The sequence below is a fragment of the Streptomyces sp. NPDC107498 genome (assembly GCF_055582805.1).
Map to the genome: position 1 here is coordinate 81281 of NZ_JBVJPE010000021.1, position 22206 is coordinate 103486.

At 72.9% G+C, this 22206-nt stretch carries 18 protein-coding genes and 2 pseudogenes; 8 read left to right on the top strand and 12 right to left on the bottom strand.

Annotation, left to right across the window (positions count from 1 at the left end):
• Positions 1 to 108: 108 nt before the first annotated feature.
• Positions 109 to 780 carry a DUF4232 domain-containing protein gene (locus ACZ66Z_RS29690; RefSeq protein WP_469938441.1) on the top strand — a complete coding sequence of 224 codons (672 nt, stop codon included), beginning with the start codon at positions 109 to 111 and terminating at the stop codon, positions 778 to 780.
• Positions 781 to 940: 160 nt separating this feature from the next.
• On the opposite strand, the gene ACZ66Z_RS29695 is transcribed toward ACZ66Z_RS29690, so the two are convergent.
• The 3 genes from ACZ66Z_RS29695 to ACZ66Z_RS29705 all read right to left on the bottom strand — a co-directional run bounded on the left by ACZ66Z_RS29695 (position 941) and on the right by ACZ66Z_RS29705 (position 3915).
• Positions 941 to 1852: a sulfite exporter TauE/SafE family protein gene (locus ACZ66Z_RS29695; protein WP_469938442.1), complete on the bottom strand. Its 912-nt coding sequence runs from the start codon at positions 1850 to 1852 to the stop codon at positions 941 to 943.
• The gene (locus ACZ66Z_RS29700) at positions 1849 to 2427 is read right to left on the bottom strand and encodes a rhodanese-like domain-containing protein (protein WP_469938443.1); all 579 of its coding nucleotides are present in this window, start codon (positions 2425 to 2427) and stop codon (positions 1849 to 1851) included. Before ACZ66Z_RS29700 ends, ACZ66Z_RS29695 begins: the two co-directional genes overlap by 4 nt.
• Before the next feature lie 93 nt (positions 2428 to 2520).
• Positions 2521 to 3915 (bottom strand): MBL fold metallo-hydrolase, encoded by a 1395-nt coding sequence (locus ACZ66Z_RS29705; RefSeq protein WP_469938444.1) that lies wholly within the window; start codon positions 3913 to 3915, stop codon positions 2521 to 2523.
• A 299-nt stretch (positions 3916 to 4214) separates the two neighbouring features.
• Between ACZ66Z_RS29705 and ACZ66Z_RS29710 the strand changes: the two genes are divergently transcribed.
• The 4 genes and pseudogenes from ACZ66Z_RS29710 to ACZ66Z_RS29725 all read left to right on the top strand — a co-directional run bounded on the left by ACZ66Z_RS29710 (position 4215) and on the right by ACZ66Z_RS29725 (position 9730).
• The gene (locus ACZ66Z_RS29710) at positions 4215 to 4892 is read left to right on the top strand and encodes a class I SAM-dependent methyltransferase (protein WP_469938445.1); all 678 of its coding nucleotides are present in this window, start codon (positions 4215 to 4217) and stop codon (positions 4890 to 4892) included.
• Between the two features lie 906 nt (positions 4893 to 5798).
• Positions 5799 to 6683 carry a hypothetical protein gene (locus ACZ66Z_RS29715; protein WP_469938446.1) on the top strand — a complete coding sequence of 295 codons (885 nt, stop codon included), beginning with the start codon at positions 5799 to 5801 and terminating at the stop codon, positions 6681 to 6683.
• Between the two features lie 410 nt (positions 6684 to 7093).
• Positions 7094 to 8644 (top strand): hypothetical protein, encoded by a 1551-nt coding sequence (locus ACZ66Z_RS29720; RefSeq protein ID WP_469938447.1) that lies wholly within the window; start codon positions 7094 to 7096, stop codon positions 8642 to 8644.
• Positions 8645 to 8808: 164 nt separating this feature from the next.
• Positions 8809 to 9730: pseudogene (locus ACZ66Z_RS29725) on the top strand (IS5 family transposase).
• Positions 9731 to 9745: 15 nt separating this feature from the next.
• On the opposite strand, the gene ACZ66Z_RS29730 reads toward ACZ66Z_RS29725, so the two are convergent.
• From ACZ66Z_RS29730 to ACZ66Z_RS29755, 6 genes are all read right to left on the bottom strand, one after another.
• The gene (locus ACZ66Z_RS29730) at positions 9746 to 10156 is read right to left on the bottom strand and encodes an SRPBCC family protein (protein WP_469938448.1); all 411 of its coding nucleotides are present in this window, start codon (positions 10154 to 10156) and stop codon (positions 9746 to 9748) included.
• A 10-nt stretch (positions 10157 to 10166) separates the two neighbouring features.
• The gene (gene bla / locus ACZ66Z_RS29735) at positions 10167 to 11093 is read right to left on the bottom strand and encodes a class A beta-lactamase (protein ID WP_469938449.1); all 927 of its coding nucleotides are present in this window, start codon (positions 11091 to 11093) and stop codon (positions 10167 to 10169) included.
• A 153-nt stretch (positions 11094 to 11246) separates the two neighbouring features.
• Complete coding sequence (locus tag ACZ66Z_RS29740) at positions 11247 to 14204, bottom strand: NHLP bacteriocin export ABC transporter permease/ATPase subunit (protein ID WP_469938450.1); 2958 nt, start codon at positions 14202 to 14204, stop codon at positions 11247 to 11249.
• Position 14205: 1 nt separating this feature from the next.
• Entirely contained in the window at positions 14206 to 16323 is a 2118-nt protein-coding gene (locus ACZ66Z_RS29745; RefSeq protein WP_469938451.1) for an NHLP family bacteriocin export ABC transporter peptidase/permease/ATPase subunit, read from the bottom strand.
• A 155-nt stretch (positions 16324 to 16478) separates the two neighbouring features.
• The gene (locus ACZ66Z_RS29750; RefSeq protein WP_469938452.1) at positions 16479 to 17285 is read right to left on the bottom strand and encodes a biotin/lipoyl-containing protein; all 807 of its coding nucleotides are present in this window, start codon (positions 17283 to 17285) and stop codon (positions 16479 to 16481) included.
• Positions 17286 to 17407: 122 nt separating this feature from the next.
• Entirely contained in the window at positions 17408 to 17650 is a 243-nt protein-coding gene (locus ACZ66Z_RS29755; protein WP_469938453.1) for a hypothetical protein, read from the bottom strand.
• Between the two features lie 473 nt (positions 17651 to 18123).
• Between ACZ66Z_RS29755 and ACZ66Z_RS29760 the strand changes: the two genes are divergently transcribed.
• Positions 18124 to 18672 (top strand): GNAT family N-acetyltransferase, encoded by a 549-nt coding sequence (locus tag ACZ66Z_RS29760; RefSeq protein WP_469938454.1) that lies wholly within the window; start codon positions 18124 to 18126, stop codon positions 18670 to 18672.
• A 69-nt stretch (positions 18673 to 18741) separates the two neighbouring features.
• On the opposite strand, the gene ACZ66Z_RS29765 is transcribed toward ACZ66Z_RS29760, so the two are convergent.
• The 3 genes and pseudogenes from ACZ66Z_RS29765 to ACZ66Z_RS29775 all read right to left on the bottom strand — a co-directional run.
• Positions 18742 to 19608: a D-alanyl-D-alanine carboxypeptidase family protein gene (locus ACZ66Z_RS29765; protein WP_469938475.1), complete on the bottom strand. Its 867-nt coding sequence runs from the start codon at positions 19606 to 19608 to the stop codon at positions 18742 to 18744.
• Between the two features lie 294 nt (positions 19609 to 19902).
• Entirely contained in the window at positions 19903 to 20595 is a 693-nt protein-coding gene (locus ACZ66Z_RS29770; RefSeq protein ID WP_469938477.1) for a phosphoribosylanthranilate isomerase, read from the bottom strand.
• Positions 20584 to 20802 (bottom strand): annotated as a pseudogene (locus ACZ66Z_RS29775) (MmyB family transcriptional regulator); the annotation flags it as partial. The gene ACZ66Z_RS29770 and the pseudogene ACZ66Z_RS29775, both read right to left, overlap by 12 nt.
• A gap of 158 nt (positions 20803 to 20960) precedes the next feature.
• On the opposite strand from ACZ66Z_RS29775, the gene ACZ66Z_RS29780 reads away from it, so the two are divergent.
• On the top strand, positions 20961 to 21341 hold the full coding sequence (locus tag ACZ66Z_RS29780) for a hypothetical protein (protein ID WP_469938455.1): 381 nt from the start codon (positions 20961 to 20963) through the stop codon (positions 21339 to 21341).
• Positions 21338 to 22069: a tellurite resistance TerB family protein gene (locus ACZ66Z_RS29785; protein WP_469938456.1), complete on the top strand. Its 732-nt coding sequence runs from the start codon at positions 21338 to 21340 to the stop codon at positions 22067 to 22069. Before ACZ66Z_RS29780 ends, ACZ66Z_RS29785 begins: the two co-directional genes overlap by 4 nt.
• The last annotated feature ends 137 nt before the right edge of the window (positions 22070 to 22206 follow it).

The following is a 22206-nucleotide window of genomic DNA, read 5'->3' on the forward strand; positions in this document are numbered from 1 at the left end:
CACCGTGGTGATTTCGGTAAGACTCCGTCACAGAACCGTGAAGCGGGCGCGCGAACCTGGTGCTCACCTCAGCGCAGTTCGTGCGTTGTCCTCGGGGGGAGTACCGCCATGAGTTCCGTTCGCAGAGTCGCCGTCGTCCTCGTCGCCGCGTCCGCGCTGGCCCTGACCGCCTGCGGGCCCTCCGGGGACGGAGCCGCGGGCGGCCCCGAGGCGCCAGCCGCGAAGCCCTCCGCCGCCACGCCGTCCGCACCGGCGGAGCCCACGAAGCCCGCCGGGTCGTCGAAGCCGTCGGCACCCGCCACGCCGTCGAAGCCGGGCAAGGCGCCGACGCCCGCCGGGCCGGCCTCGCCGTCGACCGACCCGGACTACGACGTCTTCCCGTGCAGCACGTACGACGTGACGTTCACGGCGAACCTGGCCGAGCCCACGACCAGCAGCTACCTGCTGAAGATCACCAGCAAGAGCGGCAAGCCGTGCCGGGTGCTCGGCCACCCCGTCGTGACCTTCGGCGCCCTGGACGGACGGGCGACGGAGCGCGGCGCCGCCCCCGGCGTCGAGGACGCCATCCGGCTCGCCCCGGGCGCGTCGGCCTACGCGGGACTCATGGGCGGCCCGAAGGGCCCCGAGAGCAGGGCGGTCTCCTCGATCGCGATGACCATGGAGACCGATTCCGACCTGAAGCAGGTGCCGCTCAAGGCCTCGACGCCCGGCTTCAACGTCTCCGACGAGAACTCCGTCACCGCGTGGATGGACAACGCCGAGGACGCGCTCAGCCTGTGACCGGTCGTCGCGGACGGGCGTCGTGGGCCCGACACGCGCGCAGGACCGTGGCGCACGCCGCCTCCCGGATCTCCCGCTCCGGGTGGCGGCGCAGCTCCACGACGGCGGCGCGGGCGGCGGCGGACCAGGCGGAACACCGGCCCGGACCCCGGGACGTGCGTCAGCACGTCGTCGCGTGCTCCTCCGGTTCCTCCACGGGGGTGGAGCGCCCGGGGCCGGCGGGACGGGGGCGTCTTGCGTTCCGCCGCACCCGCACGGCGATCACGCCGGTCGGCACGGCCGCGAGCGCCGTCCACGTCGCCGGGTGGGCCCACAGGGCGGTGTCGAGCTGCTGTGCGAGCACGAAGGCGCCCATGGCGGCGACGAACCAGCCGAACGCCGTGCGCAGCGCGTCCTGCGGGACGCGGCCCGCGAGCCGGCCGCCCACGAGGCTGCCGACGACCGCCGCGGCGGCCACGGCCAGGGCCGGGCCCCAGTCGACCGGGGCGCCCGCGAGGTGTCCGGCGAGCCCGGCGAAGGAGTTCATGCCGATGACGAGGAGCGAGGTGCCGACCGCGACGCCCATCGGCAGCCCGCCGAGAACCGCGAGCGCCGGGACGACGAGGAACCCGCCGCCCGAGCCCACCAGGCCCGTCACCGCGCCGACGGCGAGGCCCTTGACCGCGATCCGCCCCGGCGGCGGCTCGGGGTGGACCCGCGCCGCCCTCTCCGGCCCGCGCCGGGGCCCGCGGAGCATCGCGACGGCCGTGGCCGGCATCATCAGGGCGAAGGCGACGAGCAGGACCGTTCCCGGGACGTGCTCGGCGAGCCGTCCGCCGCCGTACGCGCCCGCCATGCTGAACCCGCCGAAGGTCAGGCCGGTCCGCCAGTGGACCCGGCGGGCCCGGGCGTGCGGGACCAGCGCGGCGAGGCTGGTCACGCCGACCACGAACAGGGAGGTGGTGATCGCCTCCTCGGTGTCCTGCCCGGCCAGGTAGACCAGGATCGGCACCGTCAGGATCGAGCCGCCGCCCCCGAGGACGCCCAGGCTGAGGCCGACGAGCAGGGACGCCGCGACGACCAGGGCGGTCACGAGGCGCTCCGCAGCCCCGCGATCGCCGTGCGGACGTCGGTGCGCGGCCCGCGGTTGTACGGCAGCCTGGACAGCAGCACGCCCATGGCGCAGGAGTTGCCGAGGGCGGCGTAGGTCAGGCCGGCCCCGATCGCGGTGCCGATCAGATGGGCGCCCGGAACGAACAGCCCGACGAGGCCGGTGGTCAGGACGACCGAGCCGGCCACGAGCCGGACCTGACGCTCCATGTCCCACCGCTCCGGGCCCCGGTCGACGGGCGAGCCGGCGGCCTCCCAGGCGACGAGGCCGCCCTCCAGGACGCGGAGGTCCGGCAGCCCGGCGCCGGCCAGGGCCTTCTCGGCCAGGGCGGCGCGCTGCCCGGAGCGGCAGACGAGCACGACGTCCCCGTCGAGGTGGGGCAGGAGCTCGGCGAGGTGTTCGGTCAGGGTGCTCAGCGGCACGTTGGACGAACCGGGGATGTGCGCCGTACGGAACTCGCCGGGCGTCCGCACGTCGAGCAGGCGCGGGGCGTGCCCCTCCCGGACGAGCCGGTGCAGCGCGGCGGGCGTGAGGGAGGGGGCGGGGGTGGTGCTCATGGGATTCCACTTCGGATCGGTCCCCGCATACCCAGGGGGGTGTGCGGGAAGGTGTGAGGGGCCCCGACGGGCGATGCGGCGGGAGGGGGGCGGTCAGGCGTCGACGGCCTTGGTCGCCGACGCCGTCAGGGCCCAGGCGGCGTAGCCGCCGAGGACGTCGGAGACGTCCCGGAAGCCGCGCCGGCGCAGCAGGCTCGCCGCGATGGAGGAACGGTGGCCTCCGGCGCAGTGCAGGACCAGGGGCCGGTCGGCCGGCAGTTCGCGGGCGCGCTCCGGGAGTTCGCTCAGCGGGATGTGCAGGGCCGACCCGATGGAACCGTTCGCCGCGCGCTCCCCGCAGGTGCGGACGTCCACGACGACCGGCGGCCGCTCGCCCGCGAGGGCGGTCCGCAGCTGTGCGGCGGTGACCCGGCTCGCGGGGGAGACCTCGTCGGCGAGCGACTCCAGGGCGTCCTCGGGATCGCGCAGGTAGCCGGCGACCCGGTCGAAACCGACCCGGGCGAGGCGGGTGACGACCTCCTCCTCCCGGTTCTGCGGTGCCATGACGACCAGCTCGGCGGCCGGGTGGAGGACGGTGCCGGCCTGCTCGGCGAAACGGCCGTCGGCGGGCACGTTCACCGCGCCGCGCAGATGCCCGGCCGCGAACTCCCGGGGGTCGCGCGCGTCCACCACGACGGCGCCGGCGGCCCGCAGCCCGGCGAACTCGTCGAGCGTCAGCGGACGGGGGGCCGACCCGTCGTAGCGGGCGCGGTCCTTGCGGTTGAGCTCGGCGTCATACGCGAAGTAGCCGGGCGCGGCCGACCGGCCGGCGGTGACGAGTGCGACGAACTCCTCGCGGCCCATCGGCGCGCAGGCGTAGTTGGTCGCCCGCTGCTCGCCGATCGTCGACCGCTTCTCCGTCGACAGGTTCTTGCCGCAGGCCGATCCGGCGCCGTGCGCGGGGAAGACCCGCACCGCGTCCGGCAGTCCCATCAGCTTGTTCTGCACGCTGTCGTGGAGCATCGCGCCGAGCTCCTCGGCGCTCACGCCCACCGAGGCGAGCAGGTCGGGGCGGCCGACGTCGCCGATGAACAGCGCGTCGCCGGTCAGGACGCCGTACGGCACCTCGTCCCCGGCCCGCTCGTACACGAGGACGCTGATCGACTCCGGCGTGTGTCCGGGCGTCTCCAGGATCTCCAGGGTGACGTCGCCGAGGGAGATCCGCTCGCCCTCGGCGAGCGCGCGGATCGGGTACTCGGTCTCGGCGCGCCGGCCGTAGCCGATCCAGGCACCGGTCTCGTCCGCCATCTCCAGGTGCCCGGCGACGAAGTCCGCGTGGAAGTGGGTGTTGAGGACGCCGACCACCGTGAAGCCGTGCGCGGCGGCGTCCGCCAGGTACTCCGAGACGTCGCGGCGCGGATCGACGACCACCGCCCGGCCGGTGTGCTCGTCGGCGACCATGTAGGACGCCTGGGAGAGGCAGTCGAGGTAGTACTGGGCGAAGAACACGGCGATCCCTTCGTCAGGAGCGCACGCCGGTGCGCTGGGCGCGCGGCGTGACGGGCTCGGGGCCCCGGATCCGCCCGGGCGGTGGCGTGGGCGGTCGATCCGCCGACGGGTGCGCGGACCGCACACCGGGTGGTGCCCTCCAGGTACCCCGGGGGGTATTTTCACATTCGACCGTAAGGGGGTCGACACGAGGAAGTCAAATACCCCCCTGGGTATTACGGATCGCCGGGTGCGCGGCTGTTTTGCCGGACCGGCAACAGCAGTGGCGCGAGCGGGGCGCGGTGGGCGACGGTGCATCCGTGACCGATGACATCGCAGCGGGAACGCCCGCCCGCACCCCTTCGCCCGCCGACGGATACCTCGGAGACCCCGCGGTGCGGGCGAAGTGGGACGACCTCTACGCCGACCGGGAACGACTCTGGAGCGGTCGGCCCAACGGCGCGCTCGTGGCCGAGGTCTCCGGACTCGTCCCCGGCCGGGTGCTCGACGTCGGCTGCGGCGAGGGCGCGGACGCCGTCTGGCTCGCGCGCGGCGGCTGGGACGTGACCGCGCTCGAGGTCTCGGGAGTGGCACTGGAACGGGCTGCCGAGCACGCGCGGGACGCCGGCGCCACCGTCCGCTGGGTCCACGCCACCCTGACGGAGGCGGCGCTCCCGCCGGCCTCCTTCGACCTGGTCTCCGCGCAGTACCCGGCCCTGCTGCGCACGCCCGACGCCGCGGCCGAACGCGCGCTGATCTCGGCCGTCGCGGTCGGTGGCGTGCTGCTGCTCGTCCACCACGCCGGGATGGAGACCCGGGAGGCGGACGAGAGCGGCTTCGACCCGGCCGACTACGTCTGGCCCTCGGCGGTCACGGCCCTGCTCGACGACGACTGGTCGGTGGAGGTGGACGAGGAGCGGCCGCGCGCGGCACCCGAGGGCGGGGCCGGCGCGCACCACACCCACGACCTGGTGCTGCGCGCCCGCCGACTGCGCTGAGCCCCGCTCGCCCGGACCCGGGCCCGGCACCGGAACCCGGAGGGTGCCGCCGGGCCCCGCGCCCGGGCGCCAGGCCGTCCCCGGTACGCGCCCGCGGAACGGGACACCCTCTAGGAGCTGTCCGGCCGATCACGCGCGCAGCCGACGCGGTGCCTTGGTCGAGCGTTACGGGGCGGCGCGAGTCGACTCCTCATGCCGGGTCTGGCAGGTCCATCATCCGTGCGTGCTCGGCCGCGCCGGCCACAGCTGTGATGGCGGTGGTCCGGCCGTTGTCTGTACTGCGAGCCGTTGTCTGTACTGCAATAGGAGGCCAGAGATCATCCGGGGCCTACGACGGGCGAGGGGCGCGTCCGATCCGATTTGCGAGCGGGGCGCCGCTGATCCCCGGAGCCGGTCCGCAGCGTCAACGCCGCGCTCCCTCCACACGCGTGGACCGAGGGCTCGGTGGAGAATCCGGTGGCGAGTGGTTCACCGCAGGAGGATGGCGAGGAGTTCGGCGAGGCGCAGGACGGAGTCGGCGGGGTGGCGCAGCCGTCTCGTGAGAAGCCTCGTCGTTGATTCCGCGCTGAAGTACTACTTATCTCCGTTCTGCGATGGCGTAGCGGGTGCCTGATGCGTACGCGATCGAGTTCGCCGCCTGACAGGAACAGTCGCCGTCACCCGCGCCCGGCGCAGGGCAACGGGTGCGCCACCGCACGGACCTGGCTGTGCGGGCCAGAGCGGGAAAAGCGTTCGATCACGCGTAGCTCGCGTTCGGTTCGCGGCGTCCCGATCGCCGGATTCCGCTGTTCACAAGCCACTTGAGATCGTCGGTCAACCAGAAGCCCTCGAACGGAGCGGTGGGAGCTGTACGTCATGGGACAATCACAGAACGTTACATCGGATGTCGTTCTGTGGAGCTGGCCTGTGCACCTCGTGAAGAAGTTGAAGTCCGTCACCGCCACGCTGGCGGTCGTAGCCGGAACGCTGGTAGCTGCTGGTACCGGCGTGCCCGTCGCGCAAGCGGCCGTCGGCCCGTTTGAGGACCTCCAGGTCGTCAAGAGCACCGCGACCGTCAAGAGCTTCGAGGACGTCACGGTCTACTGCCCCAACGGCCGGGTGCCGCTCGGCGGGGGTGCCGAGGCGAAGATCGATTCGGAGCCGTGGGCCGACATCGTGGCGCTCGTCAACAGCACCCCCGAGGGTGACGGCCTCGGCCGCTACGGCTGGACCGCCAGGGCCCGCTACGCCCGCGGCGACGACGCCCCGTTCACCCTGACCACCTACGCGGTGTGCGCCCGGCCGGTGAACGGCTACGAGGTCGTCAGCAACCGGTTCCAGAGCATCGAGAGCAACGGCTCGGTCGCCGTCTCGTGCCCCGGCAACAAGGTCGTCCTCGGCGGCGGCGGTACGATCCGCGGCAGTGCCCGCTCGGGCCTGAGCAAGACCTACCCGACCACCACCGGTGCGGGCACCGTCTCCAACCAGTGGACCGCCGCCGGCTACGACTCTGACCCCGGCGACCTCCGGGCCGACGCCTTCGCCGTCTGCGCCGACCCGATCCCCGGCCTCAGCACCACCCGCTACACGACCCCGTCCACAGACGAGTCGGTCGCAGGCGGCGTGCTGATGTGCGGCACCGGCCACCGCGTCATCGGTGGCGGCGCCGCCACGACCCGCGACGACGAGACCCTGGTGGTCAGCCGACCCGCCACCGCAGCCGAGACCGGCAAGTCCGACGGCTGGTGGACCCAGGCCACCACCATCAACTGGGGCGGCCGCAGCGTCGACCTCTACACCATCTGCTACTGACACCCGACCGCAGAGCTGTCGCAGGAAGCCGCCCGCCCCGAAGCCACGGGGCGGGCGGCCCGCTAAAGGTTCCGTCCGGGCGCTCATGTTCGGAGCCATAGGACGGTAGCGGCTACGGTGACGGTGCCGAGGTAGACGTAGCCGCGCTTTGCCGCACCGGGTTGCGGCGGCGCGGGCGTGCTTGAGCTTGTTGAGGGACCGTTTCGACTACTGGATGTGCTTCCGCGCGCCCCTTGCCGTCTCCTGTGCGCCCTACCGTCCGGGGCGTTTCCTCTTTGATCATGAGGCCGTCCCCCAGGAGTGATCGACAGCGAGTACCGGGATCGTGTCCAGGCGTCCGCCGTGGAGCACGTTCCGCTCTCGCCTTCGTCGGCCACTCCCGAGCCCCTCGGCTTCAGGAAAGGCACTGGATGATCCTGCGCCGGTACACACCGCGCCTCTGCACCGCCTTGGTCGCCGCCCTGCTCCTCGCCGCGGCCCTCGTCCCGCTCACCGCTGCCCCCGCGAGGGCGGCGAGCCCGATCTGCCTCAGCGGCGCGCTCCAGTACGACTTCCTCAACGCCGAGGAAGGACCGTCCAAACCCCTGCGGTCCCAGCGGGCCCGCGTCGCCGGCGTCGAACTCTGGGGCAACGAGAAGCCGACCGACGCCCCACGCCTGCTCGCTTCCGGACTCACCCAGACCCTCAACGGTGACTTCGAGCTCTGCCACACACCCACCACGACCACCACGATGAGCGCCCTGTGGGTACGGTTCAACGCGCAATACCTGAACCTGTGGAAAGTCGCCGACAACTCGGGGCGCCTCTACAGCTTCGACACGCCCTCCCGGACCAACGTCTCGGCCAGCGTGAACCTCGGCATCGTCAAGGCCCCCGCTGCCAGTTCCCGGGCCTGGCACGCCTTCGACACCGTCTTCGAGCTGTACCTCAGCCGCATCAATGACGCGAGCCGCTGCTGGACCACGAGGGAGACGGACAACAACGCCTGCACCGGCGTCACCATCCGCTGGGGCGAGGAGAACAGGGGAACCCGCTTCAACGAAGGCGTCGTCCAGCTTTCCGGCGCCGACCCGGACTCCCGGCACGTCACCCTGCACGAGCTGGGCCACTTCTTCATGTGGGTGCTCTACGGGCGGACCATCCCCACCACCACCAACTGCGACCCCCACTACATCAACCAGGCCAGCTCCGACACCTGCGCGTGGGTGGAAGGCTTCGCCGACGCGGTCGCCACATACATCAGCGCCGAGTCCCCTCCGCGCTACGTCTTCAACAACGGGGACAGCATCGCCCTCACCTACGGCAACGGCTGGGGCGTCGGAGACACGGTCCAGGGCAACGTCGCCGGCTCGCTGGTCGACCTGAGCAACTACCACGACGCCGGCTGGGCCCGGACCATCGACATCCTCACCTGGAAGCGGCCCGCCACTTTCGCCCAGTACTTCAACCTCCGGCCCGCCGCCTACCCGCCGCTCGCCACCACCGGCCCCGTGCTCGACAAACTGCTCAAGCACGCCATCGACTACGGCCCCAGCATCATCGGCGACGGCAAGTACCACACCCTCACCAACGGCAGCGGACTGGCACTGGAACACGCCAACGGCTGCTCCATCCCCTTCGACGGCTCCAACGTCTACCTCACCGCCGTCGACCCCACCCGGCCCCAGCAGCGATGGAAGGTGGACGCCAACGCGGACGGCACGGTCAGGATCACCGACGGCTGCTCCACCCCGTTCGTCCTGACCGCGCAGCAGAACACCCAGACGGCCATCACCGCCAGGCCCGTCTCGGCAAATCCGCCCTACAAGGCATGGAATGCCACCAAGGCCAACGGCACTTGGCGGTTCGCCCTACCGGTCACCGAGAACACCCTCGACACCCAGGGCGTCTACTCAGGGGCCCTCGCCACCGTGAGGCAGCCGACCGGGGCGAACTCCCAGTCCTGGGTAGCCATGCCCTGACCACCCCCACTCGCGACGAGTCCGCCGCACCCCCCTGCCCAGGGAAGTGCGGCGCACTCGCCACCACGGCCTGACCCAGTAAGCGCCATGACGTGCGTTCATCCCGGCTAGGACGTGTCCGGCCGATCATGTGACTACTCCGTGCCCGAGTCGTTGCTGTGGGCATGGGGCGGGGAGACCTGAGTGGTGCCGAGTGGGAACGGCTGCGTCCGTTCCTGCCGGTCAGCAACGGGCGTTGTGGCAGGTGGCGGGCTCACCGGCAGGTGATCGACGGAATTCTGCACCGGGTACGGACCGGTATGCAGTGGCGTGACCTGCCCGAACGGTTCGGGCCGTGGAAGACGGTCTACGAACGCCACCGCCCGTGGTCGGCCGACGGCACCTGGGAACGCCTGCTCCAGCAGGTCCAGGCCGCAGCCGACGCCGCAGGTGAGATCGACTGGGACATCTCGGTCGACTCCACCATCGTGCGGGCACATCGGCATGCCGCCGGCGCCCGCACCGACCCACCGGCGGCTCCCGTCTTAAAGGGGGACGCGGCGGCAGAACACCAGGACGAGACGCCATGGCAGAGCCTCGCCGCCCGCCTGGTGGAGGTGGTGCAGGAGGTGAGGGCCTGGGCCGCTCGCGCGGCGGCTTCACCACCAAACTCCACCTCAGCGCGGACGGCCGCTGTCCCTGATCGTCACACCGGGACAACGGGCCGACTGTATCCAGTTCAAGCCCGTGCTGGAGAAGATTCACGTCCCGCGGATCGGGCCGGGCAGGCCGCGTAACAAGCCCGACAGCCTCACAGCGGACAAGGCTTACAGCAACGGGCCCCGCCGCGAATATCTCCGGCGCCGGGGTATCCGACACGTGATTCCGGAGAAGACCGACAGCCAGGCCGCCCGCCTGCGCAAAGGGCCACGCGGCGGACGGCCGCCCGGTTTCGACGAGGACCGCTACAAGAAACGCAACACCGTCGAACGGGCGATCAACCGGCTCAAGCACGCCAGAGCCGTGGCCACCCGCTACGACAAGCGCGGCTACATCTTCCTCGGGACCGCAACTGCTGCAACCCTCGTCATCTGGCTCCGCACGTGATCGGCCGGACAAGTCCTAGGAGGACTCCAGCAGCTCCTTGAGCCGGGCCAGATCGGCGGCGACCGTCTCGGCGTCGCGCTCGAAGTCGGCGTCGCTCGTCCCCGGCTGCCGGCGGAGGGTGAACACCACCTCGCTCCCCGCGCCGTCGGCGATCACGCGGACCGGGTTGTGGAAGGTCTCCCCGGAGGAGAGCGTGACGTCGTGGTCGAGCACGCCCAGCTCGTTGCGGGGCGCGAACCTGACCGTGACGCGTCCCAGGGGGGAGGAGTCCGCGACCCACTGGTCGCCGACCTTCTCGATGGAGCCCCCCAACCCGTGGGCCCACGCGGGCAGGTTGGCCGGATCCGACGCATAGGCGTAGACCTCGTCGACGGTCCGGTCGACGTGCACGCCGAGGTGGCGTGATTCCTTGCCGGTGACGTTCATGGCGTCGACGTTACCGGCCGAACTCCTCCGCCAGCAGCGCGGCGGCGCGGGCCACCAGCGGGTCGTCGGCGGGGGCGTCCTCCGCGGGCCGGGTGGAGAGGACGGCGAGGACGACCGGCGTGCCGTCCGGCCGCCAGGCGACCCCCACGTCGTTGGCGCCGCCGTGGCGGGCGGACCCGGTCTTGTCGGCGAGGAGCCAGTCGGCGGGCAGGCCGCGGCGGAACCGCTCGCCGCCGGTGGTGTTGCGGAGCATCCAGTCGGTGAGCCGCTCGCGGTCGTGGGGTTCCAGGGCGTCGCCGAGCACGAGGCGGGCGTGGTCGAGGCCGATGGCGTACGGGGTGGTGGTGTCGGTGTCCCGTCGGGGCTCCGCCGAGTTGAGCTCGGGCTCCCACCGGTCGAGCCGGGTGGCGCGGTCCCCGATCGAGCGGCAGAAGCGGGTGACGGCGGTGGGGCCGCCCAGCTGCTCCAGGAGCAGGTTGGCGGCGGTGTTGTCGCTGAAGCGGAGGGCGGCGTCGCAGAGCTCGGAGACGGTCATGCCGCCCGAGACGTTCTCGGCCGACCCCGTGACCGGCGAGTGTCCGGACCTTTCGACGCACGCCCGGGTGTAGTGGACGCGCCGGGCGAGGAACTCCCCGTCGTGGTCCAGGTCCCGCAGCACGGCCGCGACGGCGAGGGTCTTGAACACCGAGGCCATGGGGAAGCGCTCGTTCGCCCGGTGGGCCACGGTCCTGCCCGTGTGCACGTCACGGGCGAACACCCCCAGGCGCGCCGTGTGTTTCCGCTCCAGGCGCCGCAGCCGCGCGACGACGCCGCCCGTTCCCGCCGAGGCCCGCGCGGTTCCGCTGCCGGTGGCGAGCGCGGCGGTGAGTGCCGTGCCGACGCCCAGGGTCAGCGCGGTACGGCGGGGCAGGACCGGTCCGTCGGAGTGCGAGTGCAAGGCGTTCCCCTTCGCGTGTTCACCGTCGTGAGAGCGAGCGTTCACCGTCGTACGAGCGCGGTGCCGTACGTGGCCACCGTCGTACGTGTACACCGTGCGACGGCCCGGGCGGCCCCGCCACGCGGGGCCCGGCGGAGGAACCGGACCGGCACGTCAGCCCAGTTGGCGCCGGACCAGCTCGTGGAACAGGCCGGTCGTGTCGGCGAGGAGTTCGGCGGGCGTGCCCTCCTGGACGACGCGTCCGTCCGCCAGGGCGATCACCCGGTCGGCGTCCATGATGGTGGACAGCCGGTGGGCGATCACGACACGGGTCGCGTTCAGGGCACGGGTCGACTCGATGACGACCCGCTGGGCCTCGTTGTCGAGGGCGCTCGTCGCCTCGTCGAAGAAGAGGACGCGGGGTCTGCGGATGAGCGCCTGGGCGATCATCAGCCGCTGGCGCTGGCCGCCCGAGACGGTGCCTCCGCCGTCGGACAGCATCGTGTGCATGCCCATGGGCATGGCCTTGACGTCCTCGGCCAGGCCCGCCATCGCGGCGGCGGCCCACGCGTCCTCCAGCGGGTACGAGCCGGCGCCGCGGATGCAGTCGAGGACGGAGCCGGAGAACGGCTGGGCGTTCTGGAGGACGACGCCGCACTGGCGGCGCACGGCCGCCAGGTCCAGGGCCGCGAGGTCCTGACCGTCGTAGCGCACGGTGCCGGAGGCCGGCCGGTCGAAGCCGATGAGCAGCCGCAGGAGCGTGGACTTGCCGCAGCCGCTGGCCCCGACGATCGCGACGAACTCGCCCGGCCGCACCCGCAGGCTGACCCCGTCGAGGACCAGCGGACCGTCCTCGGTGTAACGGTAGGACAGGTTCTCGGCCTCGATCGCACCGGTCAGTTCGCCGGGCGGCGCGCTGGAGCCGCGGACCTCGGGCGTCTCCCGGAACACCGGCCTGATCTCCTCGAACATGGGCTGCACGGCGGCGGCCGAAAGAAGCGCACCGGTCAGCTGCGTGACCGAGGACAGCATCATCGTGACGGCCGTGCTGAAGGTGAGGAACTCGCTCGCGGACAGGCTGCCGCGGGCCGGGCCGGCCAGGAGCGCGAACATCACGAGCGTGCACAGCGGCAGACAGACCGCGCCGAGGACCGCGAGGACGTTCTTGATCCTCCCGACCCGCCGGTGCAGCTCGCGGGTCCGGGCGAACCGCCCCGCCCAGGCGGCGTAGGCGAAGCTCTCGGCCGCCGCGACGCGCAGCTTCGGCAGCCCGCGCAGGGTCTGGAAGGCCTGGTTGTCGAGCGCGTTGCCGAGCCGGACCAGCTGCCGCTGGTACCGCAGCTGCCAGAGGCCGAGACCCAGGAACACCACGGCCGTGGCCAGCAGCAGGGCGAGCGCGACGAGGGCCAGCGGCACGCTGTAGACGAGGAGCAGCACCAGGTTGACCGTGCCGACGGTGCCGGCCTGGACCACCACCGGGCCGATCCCGGACAGGACCCGGCGGATGGCGCTGATGCCCATGGCGGCACCGGCCAGTTCGCCGGTCGACCGCCCGGCGAAGAACGTCGTCGGCAGGCGCAGCAGCCGGTCCCAGACGGCCGGCTGGAGAGTGGCCTCGATCCGGCCCTCCATCCGCAGGATCGCGGTGTTCTGGAGCAGCATGAACGCGGCCGACACGATGCTGGTGGCGATGATCGCGCAGCCGGCCTGGACGATCAGCCCGGTCTCGGCCGCCGGTACGTACGCGCCGAGCACCCGGCCGGTGGCGACGGGCACGAGGGCGCCGAGGGCGACCGCGACGAGCCCGCCGAGGAGCAGGTCGCGGAGCTCCGCCCGCGTCCCCCGGACGCTGAACCGGAGCAGCCGCAGCAGGCCGAGGGGCCGGTCGGGCAGCGGTCGGTAGAACATGACGGCCCGCGGCGCGAACGCCGCGGCCCCGGCCCGGTCGACGCGCTCCCGCTCACCGGTGGCGGGGTCGAAGGCCACGTACCGGCCGCGCCGCCACAGCAGGGCGACGGGGGCCCCGTCCGCCGCGCGGTGCCCGACGAGGGGCCCGCTGTCCTCGCGCCACCAGCGGTCGCCGAGCCGGACGCCCCGGGTGCGGATCCGGGAGGCGAGCGCGATGCGTTCGACGGGGTCGGGCTGCCCGGGGTCCGCGACCGCGTCGGCCGGATCGGCGAGGGCGATGCGCGCCTCGGCGGCGACCGCCCGGCACACGGCGTAGGTCGCGTCGTCGTCGGCCCGGCCCCGCGGGGCGCCGCCGGAGCGGCCGATGGAGGCGAGGAGCGTGCGGTCGGCCCGCGTGCGTGCGGCCCGACCGGCCTCGATCCCCGCGGCCGCGCGGTCCTCGTGGTCGCGTTCGAGCTGCTCGATCCAGCCCTCCAGGGCATGGAGCAGCCGGTACTGCTGGTCGACCATGCCCTGCCAGGTCGCGGGGTCCACGAGGAGGGTTCCGGAGCCGTCGCCCCCGTGCCCCCCGTACCCCTCGTGGCCCGTCACGTAGGCGGCTCCGTACGCGATGCTCCCGGGGGCGATCCGCATCCAGAGGACGTCGTCGTCGGCCGTGCCCGGGGCGTCGCCGGGGCCGCCGTCCAGGGCCGCCTGGTACAGGACGCGCAGCCCGCGCCCGATGCCGAGCGCGAAGGCGTGCTCCAGGGGACTGAGCGGGGCCTCGGCCCCCGTGCCGTACGCGTTCTGGTCCTCGTACCACTGGCCCTCGTACCACTGCCCGCCGGAGGCCTGCTGTCCGTACCCCTGGCCGTGCCCCTCCGGGGAGTGCGTCCGGCCGACCGGGTACGGCAGTTCGCGCAGCTCGACGCGGCGCAGCAGACAACCCTGGGCGGGACGGCCGATCAGGGTGTGCGCGGGGCCGTCGACCGGGCCGAGCAGCAGCGCGCCCGCTTCGAGACGGCCCAGGAAGTGCCAGGGGCCGAGCCGCGCCGCGTCCACGGCGAACAGGTCGAGGGCCCCCTCGACGACGAGCCAGAGGACGTGCGGGCCTTCGAGGGCGAGGCTGCGCAGCCCCGCGCAGTCGACCCCGGTGCCGAGGGCGCCCAGGGCCGCGACGACCGGGTCCGGGGCGCCGCCGTGCCGTACGCCGGCGAGATCGGCGGGCGGATGGGGGACGTTCACCTCAGTGCTCCTCGATCAGACCGGCGTACGTGCCCCGCGCCGCGACGAGCTGCTCGTGGCGTCCGCGCTCCACCACCGTGCCCCGGTCGAGCACGACGATCTCGTCGCTGTCGCGCACGGTGCTCAGCCGATGGGCGATGACCACGCAGGCGCAACCGCGCCGCCGCAGGTTGTCGATGACGACCTGTTCGGTCGCCGCGTCGAGCGCGCTGGTCACCTCGTCGAGGATCAGGACGCTCGGGCGGCGCACCAGCGCGCGGGCGATCTCCAGGCGCTGGCGCTGGCCGCCGGAGAAGTTGCGGCCGTCCTGCTCGACGCGGCTCCGGATGCCACCGGGGCGCCGGGCGACCTCGTCGTACACGGCGGCGTCCTGGAGGGCGGCGACGACGGCCTCGTCGGGGACGGAGGGGTCCCAGAGCGCCACGTTGTCGCGGACGGTGCCCTCGAAGAGGAAGACGTCCTGGTCGACGAAGGAGACGGAGGCCGCGAGGGCGCCGCGCGGGATGTCCTCCAGACGCATCCCGTCGATGCGGATCGCGCCCTCCCACGGCGTGTAGAGCCCGGACATCAGCCGCGAGACGGTGGACTTGCCGCTGCCGGACCCGCCGACCAGGGCCACCTGCCGACCGGGGCCGACGGTGAGCGAGAAGTCCTTGAGCAGCGGTGCGTCGAGGGGGCTGTAGCCGAAGGTGACGCCCTCCAGTTCGACGTGTCCGGTGAGGCGGCGAGTGGCGGCGCCCGGCGCGCGCCGGGTGTGCACCGGGTCGACGGGGAAGTTCTCGACGTCCCTGAGGCGGGCGATGTCGGCGGCGAAGTCCTGGACGCGGCCCGCCACTCCGTTGAGCCGGGTGAGCGGAGCGGTGAAACCGGTCACGAGCGCCTGGAAGGCGACGAGCAGGCCGACGGTGAGATGGCCCTCCACCGCCCGCAGACCGCCGATCATGAGGATGAGCGCGCTGTTGAGCGCGGCGAGGGTGGGCGCGACGACCGCCAGCCAGGCGCTGGGCACGCCGAGGCGCTGCTGCACGTCGAGGGTGGTGGCGTGCTGTCCGGCCCAGCGGCGGAAGAAGCCGTCCTCGCCGCCGGTGGCCTTCATCGTCTCGATGAGCTGGAGCCCGCTGTACGCGGTGTTGGTCAGCCGGGCGCTCTCGGCGCGCAGCTTCTGCGTGCCAGTGGCCCGAAGACGGACGACGACGCGCAGGGCGACGACGTTGAGCAGGGCGATCAGCACGCCGACGACGGTGAGTTGGGGGTCGTACGTCCAGAGCAGCGCGGCGTAGAGCAGGACGACGACGGCGTCGACCGCCGCCGCGGCCAGGTCGCGGGCGAGGGTCTCGGCGACCGCGTCGTTGGTCCGCAGGCGTTGGACGAGGTCGGCCGGGTTCCGCTGCGCGTAGAACGAGAGCGGGAGCCGGAGCAGGTGCCGCAGGAAGCGGGCGCTGCCCAGGGTGGAGGCGATGATGCGCCCGCGCAGCAGATTGGCCTGTTGGAGGGCCGTGAGCGTCCCGGTCAGGACGAGGGCGGTGGCCATCGCCGCGAGGACCACGCCGAGCAGGGACGTCTGGTGCCCGAGGAGGAACACGTCGATGTACGTACGGCTCAGGGCGGGCACCCAGGCGCCGACGGCCACCAGGAGGAGGCTGGCGACGACCGCGGCGGCCATGGTGCCGGAGGTGCCGCGCAGCCGGGCCGGAAGGGCGGCCAGGACGCCGGGCCGGCTGCCGCCGCGCCGGAAGTCGGGGCCCGGCTCGAAGGTGAGCACGATGCCGGTGAAGCTGGTGTCGAACTGGTCCATCGGGACGAACCGGCGGCCGCTGCCGGGGTCGTTGACGTACACGCCGGGCCGGCCCAGACGGCGGCCCGTGCCCTCGTACACGACGTAGTGGTTGAACTCCCAGAAGAGGATGGCCGGGGCGGGCACCTCCGCGAGCGCGGCCAGGTCCATCTGCATGCCCTTGGCCCGGAGCCCGTAGCCGCGGGCCGCTTTGAGGAGGTTCCCGGCCCGGGACCCGTCGCGGGAGACGCCGCAGGCGATGCGGAGCTCCTCCAGCGAGACGAAACGGCCGTGGTGCCCGAGGACCGTCGCGAGGGCGGCGGCGCCGCACTCGACCGCCTCCATCTGGAGCACCGTGGGAGTGCGGACGGTCCCGGGCCGGCGGCCCCGGGGGACCCGCGCACGACGTCGGGGACCGCCCGCCGGCGGCAGCCTGCGGGCCGAGCCGCGCGACCCGCCGGCGGACCGGGCCCGGGTCGGGACGGCCGCCCGTGACGCGCTCACGGCAGCAGCCAGTCGACGGGGTGCTGCGCGGCGAGGTGGACGGCGCCGGTGACGGGCGTGCCGGAGACGGGCGCGTGCGGGGGCCCGTCCGCGGAGGACCAGGAGTAGCCGGAGGCGGTGGCGGGGGAGCGGTCCAGGGTGACGAGCACCGCGACCGGATCGCCCTCGCGGGAGAACCGGGCGGCGAGCCCGGCGTCGCCGAGGAAGGCACCGAGCCGGGCCCGTGTCTGCGGAGTGCGGCCGACGGCGCGGACCCGTCCGCGGAGCACGCCGAACCGGTCGCGCGGGACGGACTGGACACCGAGGTCGACCCGGGCGCCCGCGCGGATCGTGGCGGCGGTGTCGCCCTGGAGGTACAGGACGGCCATCAGCGGGGCGTGCGGGTCGGTCACGCGCTCGACGGTCGCCACGTCGGCGCCGGTGGTGACGACCGAACCCAGCCGCGCGTACAGCGTGGTGACGCGGCCGCCGGCGACGGCGCGGACGGGCCGGTCGCCCCGGTCCGTGCGGACGGTCAGCAGCGGTGCGCCGGGGGCGACGGACCGGCCCTCCTCGACGAGGACGTCAGTGACCTGCCCGGCGACGGGACTCTGCAGCAGGTAGGAGCCCTCGGCACGGGTGAGGAGTCCGGGGGCGTCCACCTTGGACGTCACCGTGCCGGTGAGGGCCCAGAAACCCGCCGCGGCCATGACGACGACGGTGACGGCGAGCGCCAGACGGCCCTGGGGGCGTGCGAAACGCACGGGCACGTCGAGTTCTTCGGGCGATTGCAGCTTGGAAAGCGCATTGCGGCGGAACTGCACGGACTATTCCTTCGGCTGCATTCTCTCGTACATTCCGCGGTCGGGATTTCCGCGGTCGTTCTCAGGGGCGACCGTGAACCCCGGGACCGGGCCGGTCCCGGGGTTCACGGTCGATGCGTGACTCAGAGGCCGGCGATGCCCGCGGTGTTCACCGAGACGCCGGTGATGCCGGTGGCCAGGCCCGGGACGCCGGCGACGAGGCCCTCGACGCCCTGGACCGTCTGCAGGGAGCCGACGGTGCCGAGGAGGTTGGTGACGTCGCCGGTCACGGCGCCGGCGAGGCCGCCGGAGATGGTGACGAGACCGCCGGAGACGGCGTCGAGGTCGGCGTCGGAGATCTCAGCGGTCTCAAGGTCGTGACGCATGATGCGCACCCTTCGTTCATGGGGGGGAATCCGTCTTCTGCGGCCGCAGCGGGATTGATCAAATCACGTGAACGGCTGACCGGAGAAATTCTGTTGACGCCCCCGAGCGGGTGTTTCTGCACCTCGGGAAGCGGCCGTGCATCCAATTTCACCGAATGCCGACACCTTCTCCTCGGAACCGAGTAACAGATTCGGGCGCCCCGCCCCGCGCGAGGAACTTAAGCGGACAGAACGGTGCCGTCCGGGCGGCCCCGGCGCCGGTGCTGTCGGAGAACCGTGAAGGCCCCGCCCCTCGACACGCACACGTTGTGCAGGTTCTCGGCAGGGACGCGGCGGACCGGCTCGGGCGTCGGGCGGCGGGTCCGCCTCGCGGAACCCGAAGGTGCCCCCCGCTCCGCGCCCGGGAGTCCGGGGGGCCCACGACGGCTCGTCCCTCCGCATCGTCCACACGGGTGTGCGATACGTTGCCCGCCATGACCGAACTCGGGCCCGCTCCCCGGCCGCCCGCTCCCCTGAAGACCGAACGGCTCGTGCTCCGCGAGTCCGAGGCGCGGGACCGCGCGGCGTTCGTCGCACTCTTCGCCTCGCCGGAAGTGGGCGCCTCCGTGGGCGGTGCCCGACCGCGCGACGAACTCGACCGGGTGATGCCCGAGGTGCCGGGGCGGCGCCCCGGGTGCTTCGTGGTCGACCTCGACGGAGCGATGATCGGCGTGATCACGCTCGACCGGCGGGACCCGGAGCGTCCCGGGCACGTCCGCCCGGAAGGCCGGGAGGCGGAGCTCGGCTGCCTGTTCCTGCCGGAGGCCTGGGGACGCGGGTACGCGGCCGAGGCGTGCGCGGCGGCGCTCGACTGGCACGCCGACGCGCTCCCCGGCGAACCGGTGGTGCTCCTCACCCGGACCGACAACGCGCGCGCCCTGCGCCTCGCGGTGAAGCTCGGGTTCACCGAGGTGGACCGGTTCGAGGAGTACGGGGCCGAACAGTGGTTCGGCCTGTGGCCGGCGGCCGAACGCCGTACCTGACGTCGGCCGCCGGGCTGCCTCCCGCCGGACGGGAGGCAGCCGGGACGGACGGGTGCCGTCGCGTGCCTGTTACCTGGCGAAGCCGTAGTCCAGCAGCTTCTTGACGTCGGCCGCCCTGTTCGTCTCGGACGGCGAGGCGAGGACCGTGCCGATGACCGTCTTGCCGCCACGGGTGGCCGCGAAGACGAGGCAGTACTTGGCCTGCGGACCGGAGCCGGTCTTCACGCCGATCGCACCGCTGTACGTGCTGAGGAGCTTGTTCGTGTTGCTCCACGACATGTACCGGTAACCACCGCTCTTCGTGGTCACCTTCTGCTTCGTGGACTTCGTCTTGACGACGGTGCGGAACGTGGAGTTCTTCATCGCGCTGCTCGCGATCTTCGTCAGATCGCGCGGAGTCGAGTAGTTCTGCCCACCTCCTATCCCGTCGAACGAGTCGAAGTGGGTGTTCCTCAGACCGAGCTTCCTCGCCTCGTCGTTCATCTTCCCGATGAACGACTTGACGCGGGCGGCCCGCGTGGTGCCCGTGCCGAACTTGTCGGCCAGCGCGTAGGCGGCGTCACACCCCGACGGCAGCATGAGGCCGTAGAGGAGCTGTCGGACGGTCACCTTGTCCCCGACGATGAGCCGGGCCGAGGAGGCGTTCTTGGAGACGATGTAGTCGCTGTAGGCCTTCTGGATCGTGACCTTGGCGTCGAGGTTGAGGTTCCGCTGGGACAGCACCACCTTCGCGGTCATGATCTTCGTGGTGGACCCGGTCGACCGGCGGGTGTCCGCGGCCTTCCCGTACAGCGTCGTTCCCGTCCCGTTGTTCATGACGAAGCCGCCGGGAGCGGTGATCGACGGCACCGCCGGTGCGGCGTACGCCTGGCCGGCGAAGAGACCGCCGGCCAGGACGGCCGAGGCCGTGAGCGAGACGGTCACGGCACTGCGCAGGCCGAGTGTCGGAGTCAGCAAAGTCTTCTGCCCTTGGTAGAGATCGATGTCTTCCGGCTCCGCACGGACCGGGTCGCGCGGAGCCGGACCGGGTTCTGCCGGGCCGCACGACGGGGCCGGACGCGGACCCGGCGCATGGAAGACGCACGAAAGGGCTCCAAGGATGTACGGCGGGAGCAGTGATCTTTCTCGCCCGCCCCGGCGGCACCGCGGGACCGCCCGGAAGGCCGCCGCCGACGGGGAGGCACGGCTCGGGTCGGCAGGTCCCGGGACCTGCCACCCCCCCGCCGGGAGTCAGGCGCCCTGCGGGACCGCCCGCTTCGCGGCGGTGACGAACGTACGGATCAGACCGTGGTCCTTCACGCCCGGGGCGGACTCGACGCCGCTGGACACGTCGACCCCCCAGGGGCGCGCCCGGCCGATCGCCTCGCCGACGTTGTGCGGCGCGAGCCCTCCGGCGAGCAGCCACGCGCCCTCGGGCCGCGCGGCCTCGAGCAGGGACAGGTCCCACGGCTCGCCGGAACCCGCCCGGGGAGAGTCGAGGAGGAGCACCTCCTCGCCGTAGGCGCCGACCCGCGTGTCGGGCCGGTCGCTCAAGGACGTGGCCCGCCACAACCGCGGAAAGATCCCGGCCGCGGTCGCGAAGTCCTCCTCGCGGTACGCGGTGCCGTGCAGCTGGAGGGCGCCGACGCCGAGGTCACCGGCGATGCGGGCGGCGTCGGCGGCGGGGGTGTCGTTGACCACGAGAACGGACAGGACACCCGCCGGCACGTGGGCGGCGAGCAGCGCCGCCCGGTCCCGGCCGAGCCCGCGCACACTGGTCCCGCTGATCACGAGTCCGACGGCGTCGGCCCCGGCCGCGACCGCCGCGTCGACGTCGTCGGCCGTTCTGAGCCCGCACACCTTCACGAACACGTGTCTCTCCTCTGCTGGCTCCCGGCGCGGCACCCCGAGCCTACTCACTCCCCGAGCGCCCGCGGACAGCACCAGCAGCTCCGGGCCGGACTCCTCGGGCAGCGCGAAGTTCTCGTGGTGCAGTTCGAGGGGACCGACCAGCGGATGCCGGTACGCCTTGCGCCCGTGGGTGCGGGCGCGCACGTCCGCACGGGCTTCGGGCTGCACGTACGCGACTGACCGCCGGCGGGCCGCCCCCGCCCCGGCCGTAGTGAAGGCGATCACCGCGAGGATCGGCACGACGGCGTCCGCCGTGCGGTGACGCGCTAGGGTGACGGCTCGACAGGGCGCCCGGGGAAGGCGGTTCCGGTTGCCGGCCCACCGCGCGGAGACGGCGGCGGGGCGGTCCGGAACCCGGCGGCCCGGCCGGACGCCGAACCGCCCGAGGGGGACTCACCATGGCCGACACCCTGGTCGACGCCGCCGACGTCGGCGACGACGACGCCGACCGGGAGGCCGTCGAGAACGAGCGGGCCGAACTCCGGGAGTTCATCAAGGGGCTGAGCACGGACGACATCAAGTCGGGCGGCTGGTTCACCAAGCTCACGGCCCAGGCCATGAGCTCCTACGCCGACAAGGTCGACTGGCAGTACTTCCAGGAGCGTTACGAGGGCGTACCCGCGGACGCCGTCGTCGACCAGCGGATCAAGATGGCGGCCCGCTACGCCGCGCTCGAAGGCAGGCTCTCCGCCGGCGCCTACTCGCGGCCGTCGTCGCCACCCTCGGGAGCCTCGGCGGCGCCTCGCCGGCGACGTTCCCGGCCGCCGTCGCGACCGTGATGGTCGACGTCGCGTACATCACCCGGCTCCAGCTCCGCCTGGCCTACGACATCTCGGTCCTCTACCGGGCCCCGCTCGACCTGTCCGACCCCGAGGACATGTGGAAGCTCATCCGGGTGGCCTTCACGATCAAGAGCGGAGAAGTGGTCCGGGAAGGCGTGGTCAAGGCGGTCCCGGCCGTGATGCGGCCGTTGATCAAGCGCTTCTACTCCGGAACGGTCCTGTCCGCCGCGAGGGGGCTCCCCGTCGTCGGGAAGCACCTCCTCCAGCGCAACATCATCAAGATCGGCATCCCCGCGGTCGGCGTCCCGCTCGCGGTGGCGTTGAACCGCTGCACGACGCTGCTCGCGGGACGGCACGCGCAGGCCGTCTTCCGGAACGAGGCACGGGTGATCGAGACCGCCGAGGGACTGAGCGAGCGGAGCAGGCACCCACAGCTGATGCTCTGGGTCGCGTGGCTCGTCATCACCGCGGACTCGAAGATCACCGACGACGAGGCACTCCTGATGCGGCACCTGGTGCGACTGGTCCGGGACCGGCACCAGGTGGTCGACGAAAGACTCGCCCGCCTCGTCGACGTCGATCCCGCCGAGGTCTGGCGACGCCTGGACGCCGAGCCGGGCGACCTGAGCGACCTCCTCGACGTGGCCGAACGGGTGGCCACGGTCGACGGCGCCGTCAACGCGCGCGAGAAGGCCGTCCTCTCCGAGCTCCGCGAGCGCTGCTGAGACCGGGGAGGGCGATCCGGACGGAACGCCGTTCGGATCACGCGCGGCGCCGTGGCGCGGGGCGCCGAGATCGCCCTGCACACCGCCCGCCCCGTCGTCCACCGCGCCGCGTCGGTAAATGGGTTGAGCCCCGGCGG

What these genes read in the sequence shown, in the direction of transcription:
- ACZ66Z_RS29690 (WP_469938441.1), top strand. Translation starts at nt 109, where the DNA reads ATGAGTTCCGTTCGCAGAGTCGCCGTCGTCCTCGTCGCCGCGTCCGCG.
- ACZ66Z_RS29730 (WP_469938448.1), bottom strand. Translation starts at nt 10,156, where the DNA reads ATGAACGTCACCGGCAAGGAATCACGCCACCTCGGCGTGCACGTCGAC.
- ACZ66Z_RS29755 (WP_469938453.1), bottom strand. Translation starts at nt 17,650, where the DNA reads ATGCGTCACGACCTTGAGACCGCTGAGATCTCCGACGCCGACCTCGAC.
- ACZ66Z_RS29760 (WP_469938454.1), top strand. Translation starts at nt 18,124, where the DNA reads ATGACCGAACTCGGGCCCGCTCCCCGGCCGCCCGCTCCCCTGAAGACC.
- ACZ66Z_RS29780 (WP_469938455.1), top strand. Translation starts at nt 20,961, where the DNA reads ATGGCCGACACCCTGGTCGACGCCGCCGACGTCGGCGACGACGACGCC.
- ACZ66Z_RS29720 (WP_469938447.1), top strand. Translation starts at nt 7,094, where the DNA reads ATGATCCTGCGCCGGTACACACCGCGCCTCTGCACCGCCTTGGTCGCC.
- ACZ66Z_RS29700 (WP_469938443.1), bottom strand. Translation starts at nt 2,427, where the DNA reads ATGAGCACCACCCCCGCCCCCTCCCTCACGCCCGCCGCGCTGCACCGG.
- ACZ66Z_RS29745 (WP_469938451.1), bottom strand. Translation starts at nt 16,323, where the DNA reads ATGGAGGCGGTCGAGTGCGGCGCCGCCGCCCTCGCGACGGTCCTCGGG.